At 58.7% G+C, this 3,090-nt stretch carries 2 protein-coding genes; both read left to right on the plus strand.

All coding sequences use genetic code 11. The features are described 5' to 3' along the window. Window positions 1-2,235, plus strand: a 2,235-nt coding sequence (locus IGS51_RS10975; RefSeq protein ID WP_297078435.1) for an ATP-dependent helicase, incomplete at its 5' end; no start/stop codon positions are given. Between the two features lie 22 nt (window positions 2,236-2,257). After that, entirely contained in the window at window positions 2,258-2,941 is a 684-nt protein-coding gene (gene pdeM, locus IGS51_RS10980) for a ligase-associated DNA damage response endonuclease PdeM (protein WP_297078436.1), read from the plus strand. Window positions 2,942-3,090 lie beyond the last annotated feature (149 nt).

A 3,090-nucleotide genomic window follows, 5' to 3' on the forward strand; every position in this document is an offset into this window, starting at 1 on the left:
GCGGTGTCGGCGGTGCCGGGGTCGGGGAAATCGACGGGCATGGCGATCGCCACGGCGATTCTGCTGGGACGGCGCTATCAGAACGCATTGCGTGACCGCACCCTACCCAGCCGCCAGATTTTCCTGGTTACTTTCACGCGCTCGGCGGCGGCAAACCTGCGGGCAAAAATCCGTGAGTTGCTGAAAGAATTGGGACTGCCCACCACCGGATTTTCAGTCTACACGCTGCACGGGCTGGCGCTGAACATTGCCAGCCGCCACCCCGATTTGTCCGAACTTGACCTGACCCGGCTGACGCTGATCACGCCGGAGCGAGGCAGTCGGCTGATCAAAACCGCCGTGGAGCAGTGGAGCGCCGCCCATCCTGACCTCTATCGTCAGCTATTGGAAGGGCAACAGGCCGATGGCGAAGAGACAGAGCGACTGCGGCGGCGATCGGTGCTGGGTACAGAGATTTTGCCGAATCTGGCGAATACGGCGATTCACGAAGCCAAAAGTTCGGGTTTGAGTCCTGATGACGTGAGAGCGATCGCCCAAAGCGCCGACTTTTCTCCGTCCTACATCACCGAAGACGGCCTCAACCTCCTGCCCAACAACATTGCCCTGCAAGTCGCCGCCGGACTCTACGAACAGTACGAAACCCTGCTCCATCAGCGCAGCTTTTTGGATTACGACGACATGATCCTTGCAGCCCTGCGCGTTTTGCAAAACGACGAAGCGCGGCAATCCTGGCAGCAGCAGGTCTACGCCGTGTTTGAAGACGAAGCCCAGGATTCCTCGCCCCTGCAAACGCGCCTGCTGGAACTGCTTGCCGCCGATTCCCACACAGGACAGCCCAACCTCGTCCGCGTTGGCGATCCCAACCAGGCCATCAACTCCACCTTCACCCCTGCCGACCCGCTGTTTTTCCGCGAATTTTGCGCCCAGTGCCAGCAGCAGGGCCGCCTTGCCGAAATGGATCAGGCCGGTCGCAGCACCCAGCCCGTCATCGATGCCGCCAATTTTTTGGTGCAGTGGGTCAACAACGCACCCGATCGCCCCCTTGCTGCAAGCCCCCTCCCCTTTCGCCTCCAGGCGATCCGTCCCGTGCCCCCCGGCGACCCCCAAACCGACAGCAATCCGCCGCCAGAGGGCGAAGGCGTGGAGATCCGCTTTCCGCCGGATATCTACCGCAGCGTGGATTTGATCGCCCAGCGGGTGGCAGACCTGTTTGCCAGAGAGCCAGAGGCGCGGGCGGCGGTGCTGGTGCGCGAAAATCGCATGGGGCGCTTTGTGGCCACTGTGCTGCGAAATCCGACGGAATATAAGCTGGGTGAGGATTTGGGGGCGCTGGGCATTGCGGTGTACGAGGTGGGAGAGCGCGATCGCCATTCCCACGTCCCTGGCGAAATTTTGACCCTGCTGCAATTTTGCGATCGCCCCCATTCGCCCGACAACCTAAAAGCAGCGCTGCGGGTGCTGGCGGATCGGCAACTGATTCCGCCCCAGGATCTCGACGCGCTCAGCAGCCAGCCGGAAGATTTTCTCTATCCCGGCCCGCTGGAAACGCCCCAGCCCGATCCGGTCGTGCAGGCGCGGCGCTATTGTGCAGGCTTGCTGCGGGCGCGGGTAGAATTGCCCCAGTTTCAACTGATTCCGTTTCTGGCGCTGACGCTGAACTATGACCAGACAGAACTCGCCACCGCCGACAAACTCGCTGCCCGCATTGCCCAGCAAACCGCCAGTGAGCCGTCGCTGCAATTCACGCTGGAGGTGCTGAGCGAAATTGTCCAATCCGAGCGGTTTGAGCCTGTGGAAACGGAGGACATCGACACGCGCTACGTCCGCCCTAAGCAACTCACCATCATCACCATGCACAAGGCCAAGGGACTGGACTGGGATTTTGTATTTTTGCCGTTTTTGCAACAGCAGACGATTCCGGGAAAAGCTTGGGTGCCGCCTGCTCAGCAATTTTTAGGCGAGTTTGATCTAGCGGAAGTGGCCCGCGCCCAGATTCGCGCCCAAGTTCACCAGTCGCCTTTGCCCGATATCCACACGGCCTGGCAGCAGGCGCAGCAGCTTAAAATTGCGGAAGAGTATCGCCTGCTGTATGTCGCCATGACCCGCGCCCGTCGCCTGCTGTGGATGGCGGCCGAGCGTCAGGCCCCCTTTAGCTGGGCGAATCCGTCGAATTTGCAGGCCCAACAGCCCACGCCTGTTCTGAATGCACTGATGCAAGCTCTGGGGCGTTCGTAAATTCTGCATATCATCCTTCGCCATGCATGAAATCTCTGTTCTCAATCAGCGCCTCCAGCTTTTGCCAGACAAGGCCGTATATGTTCCTGATTTGGATTTGCTGCTGGTCGCAGACGTGCATTTGGGAAAATCCGAAGCGTTCCAATCGCTGGGTGTGCCAATTCCCAATCGTGTGAATCAGGATACGCTGGAACGACTCAATACCCTGTGCGATCGCCTCTCGCCCAAAACGCTCTGTGTTTTGGGCGATCTGTTCCATTCGCCCCGCGGACTGAATGACGCAATCCTGCAATCCTGGATTCACTTTACTGAGACCTGTGGCGCAACGGTGCAGGTAATCTTGGGAAATCACGATCGGGCGATCGCCTCTTTGCTAGATTCATTTGAAATCCCGTTCCACACCCGCCCCATCGAATATCCTGGACTCGTTCTCAGTCACGAACCTGCTGATGTTCCTGATTGCGTGAATCTTTGTGGTCATATTCATCCCTGTTTGCGGCTCAAGACTCGACTCGACTCGCTCCGACTGCCGTGCTTCTTGCTGGAACCGCCCCATCGGCTGATCCTGCCGTCCTTCGGCGGCTTTACGGGCGGCTATGAGGTGCGGCTAACACCGGGGGCGATCGCCTATGGGGTGGCAGAGGATAAAGTCGTCCCGTTTTCGGGAAACTCCCAGGCGGGGCAGCGCAAAATCCAAACTTTCTAAACTCAAACTTTCTAAGTTTTTCTTGCAAGATGCAAACACATCGACTACAATCGACCATCAAGCTGTGAATGACCCCAAGTCAGCGCGGCTTACCCTTTCCCCCGAAATTTTGGTCGTTTAGTCACCTGCGGTGTCGGTAGATGCTCGCA

The sequence above is a fragment of the Thermoleptolyngbya sp. M55_K2018_002 genome (assembly GCF_015295965.1).
GTDB lineage: Bacteria > Cyanobacteriota > Cyanobacteriia > Elainellales > Elainellaceae > Thermoleptolyngbya > Thermoleptolyngbya sichuanensis.

Coding starts and splice junctions, on each gene's coding strand:
- pdeM (WP_297078436.1), top strand. CDS start 2,258: ATGCATGAAATCTCTGTTCTCAATCAGCGCCTCCAGCTTTTGCCAGAC.